Genomic DNA, 3,665 nt, shown 5'->3' on the forward strand with positions numbered 1-3,665 from the left:
CCTGGCACCACCACCACACACCCACCCACCACCCCAACCTCCCCACCTACCCCTTCCAACACCACCACTACTGGCTCAACACCACCACCCCCAACACCACAGACGCATGGCACTACCACGAGGTCTGGCAGCCGCTCAGCCTGGCTGGCGCCGAGCCGACGCCGCCCGGCGATTGGCTGGTCGTCATTCCCGCCCGGCAGGCCGGGCTTCCTCACGTCGACGCCATCCTCAGCGGGCTGCGGGAACACGGCGGCATCCGCACGGCCGAGCTCGTACTCGACACGGCCGACATCGATCCGCTGATTCTTGGTCAGCACCTGGCCGACGCGATCGAGCAGCCGGATGAACTGACCATCAGCAGCGTGCTCTCGCTACTCGCGCTGGACGAGGAGCCCCACCCCGAACACCCCCACCTACCCACCGGCACCGCACTCACCCTCACCCTTATCCAAACCCTCACCACCCACCCCACCATCACAGCACCCCTGTGGTGCCTCACCCAAACCGCCACCACCACCCACCCAACCGACCCCCTCAACCACCCCACCCAAGCCCACATCTGGGGACTCGGACGCACCACCGCCCTCGAACACCCCACCCACTGGGGCGGACTCATCGACCTCCCCACCACCCTCACCCCACAACACCTCCACCACCTCACCACCGCCCTCACCACCCAACACGCCGACGATCAGCTGGCCATCCGCGACACGGGACTGCAGACCCGACGCCTGACCCGGACCACCGCCACACCCAGCAACCCTCAGCCCTGGAAGCCCCACGGCACCATCCTCATCACCGGCGGCACCGGAGCCATCGGCAGCCACATCGCCACCTGGATCGCCACCCACCACCCCCACTGCCACCTCCTCCTCACCAACCGACAAGGACCCAACACACCCCACACCACCCAACTCCACCACCACCTCACCCAACTCGGCGCCACCACCACCATCACCACCTGCGACACCACCAACCCCCACCAACTCACCAACCTCCTCAACACCATCCCCCCAACCCACCCCCTCACCACCATCATCCACACCGCGGGAATCAACCTGAAATCGCCCATCGCCGATCTCAGTGCGGCGGATCTCGCCGAGACGGCCGGGGCGAAGGCGACCGGAGCGGCGCTTCTGCACGAGCTACTGCGCGAGCACGACACGATCGAACGTTTTGTCCTCTTCTCCTCCGTTGCCGGCATCTGGGGCAGCGCGAGCCAGGCCGGGTACGCCGCCGCCAACGCCTACCTCGACGCTCTGGCCCAGCATCGCCGCGCCCAAGGGCTCCCCGCCACCTGCATCGCCTGGGGGCCCTGGGACGGCGCGGGAATGGCGGCACACGGAGACACACGCGCTCATTTGCGCCGTCGCGGCCTCCGGGCCATGTCCCCTGATCTCGCCCTCACCGCGCTCGATCACATCCTCGGCCAGGCCCCGGACACCACCGCTGTCGTCGCGGATGTCGACTGGGAGGACTTCGCCACCACCTTCACCGCCCGGCGGCCGGCACCGCTCATCGGCGACATCCCCGAGGTCCGGCAGGCACGTGGCGGCGATGCCGCTCCGCCCTCCGCCGACTCTCTTCGCGAGCAACTGGCGCAGCGTTCGCGCAAAGAACAGCAGCAGGCCCTTCTCGCTGTCGTCCGCACACACGCGGCCGCCGTTCTCGGTCATTCCAGCCCCGAGTCCATCGACGTTCAGCAGGCCTTCAGCGCGCTGGGGTTCGACTCCCTCACCGCTGTCGAGTTCCGAAACCGCGTTGCGGCCGCCACCGGACTGGCGCTCCCCACCACCCTTGTCTTCGACCATCCGAGCCTCACGGAGTGCGCCACGCATCTGCGTGCGGCGCTGCTGGGCGGGAGCGACGACGACCTGCGCAAGGCCGTGTCAGGCATGCCGACCGAGCGCACCGAAGCCGCACCGCTGAATGAACCCGTCGCGATCATCGGGATGGCCTGCCGCTATCCGGGCGGGGTGCGGTCGGCTGAGGACCTATGGCGGTTGGTCGCCTCGGGCACTGACGCCATCGCCGAGTTCCCGACGGACCGCGGCTGGGACATCGAGGGCATCTATCACCCGGACCCCGACCACCAAGGCACCTCATGCACCCGGCATGGCGGGTTCCTCTACGACGCCGGTGAGTTCGACGCGGCGTTCTTCGGTATCAGCCCGCGTGAGGCCCTCGCCATGGACCCGCAGCAACGGCTGTTGCTGGAAACCTCGTGGGAAGCTTTCGAACACGCGGGCATCGCCCCGGAGACCCTGCGCGGCAGCCAGGCCGGAGTCTTCGTCGGAATCAATGTGCAGGACTACGCGGCCCATGTGCGGCAGGTGCCACAGGCCGCGGCCGGCTATGCGCTGACCGGAAGTTCGGGGAGCGTCGCCTCCGGCCGTATCGCCTACGCCTTCGGACTTGAGGGGCCGACGGTGTCGGTGGACACGGCCTGCTCGTCCTCCTTGGTCGCGCTGCACATGGCTGGTCAGGCGCTGCGCACGGCGGAGTGCTCGCTCGCCCTCGTCGGCGGCGTGATGGTGATGTCCACCCCGGCGACCTTCATCGAGTTCTCCCGCCAGCGGGGCCTGTCCCCCGACGGGCGGTGCAAGGCGTTCTCGGCCACTGCCGACGGTACGGGCTGGGCGGAAGGCGTCGGCATGCTCCTCGTGGAGCGGCTGTCCGATGCCCGACGCAACGGCCACCGCGTGCTGGCCGTGGTGCGCGGCAGTGCGATCAATCAGGACGGTGCCAGCAACGGCCTCACCGCCCCCAACGGCCCCGCACAACAGCGCGTCATCCGCCAGGCCCTGGCGGGCGCGGGGCTCTCGCCTTCCGATGTCGACGCGGTGGAGGGGCACGGCACCGGTACCGTTCTCGGCGACCCCGTCGAAGCCCAGGCGCTGCTGGCCACGTACGGGCAAGACCGGGCCGAGAACCATCCCCTGTGGCTGGGGTCGGTGAAATCCAACATCGGGCACGCCCAGGCGGCGGCCGGTGTCGGCGGGGTGATCAAGATGGTGATGGCGCTCCAGCACGAGACACTGCCCCGTACGTTGCATGCCGAGGAGCCGTCGCCACATGTGGACTGGTCGGCCGGGGCGGTTCGGCTACTGACCGACGCCGTGCCGTGGCTGCGGAGCGGGAAGCCACGGCGTGCCGGTGTCTCCTCCTTCGGCGTCAGTGGCACCAACGCCCACGTCATTCTGGAAGAGGCGCCCGCCGAAGAGCCCGACCGTACGCAGGTGGCGGGGCCGATTTCCACGCCCGCCGTGGAGACGTCCGCTGTCCCCTTGCCCTGGCTGCTGTCCGCGAAGTCGGCCGACGCCCTGCGGGCCCAAGCGCGCCAACTGCGGGAGTTCGTGTCCGCGGATCCCGAGGCCCGTTCCGGCCCGGTGCTCGCCGACATCGGATACTCGCTGGCCGAGCACCGGTCGGCCTTCGAACATCGCGCAGTGGTCATCGGCTCCGACCGAGCGGAGTTCCTGCGTGGCCTGGACGCGCTGGCCTCCGGCCAACCGGATGTCGCAGTGCGGGAAGGGGTGGCGGCACCTGGTGGGACGAGCGGCGGCGTGGTGTTTGTGTTTCCGGGTCAGGGTGGTCAGTGGGCGGGGATGGGACTGCGGCTGCTGACCACCTCACCCGTCTTCGCCCAATCGATGAACGCCTGC

1 protein-coding gene is annotated in these 3,665 nt (G+C 69.2%); it reads left to right on the forward strand.

What is annotated here, in order from left to right; genetic code table 11:
* Positions 1 to 3,665, forward strand: a 3,665-nt coding sequence (locus PV419_RS52680; RefSeq protein WP_319701213.1) for a type I polyketide synthase, incomplete at both ends; no start/stop codon positions are given.

The sequence above is a fragment of the Streptomyces sp. ME19-01-6 genome, assembly GCF_033793745.1.
GTDB lineage: Bacteria > Actinomycetota > Actinomycetes > Streptomycetales > Streptomycetaceae > Streptomyces.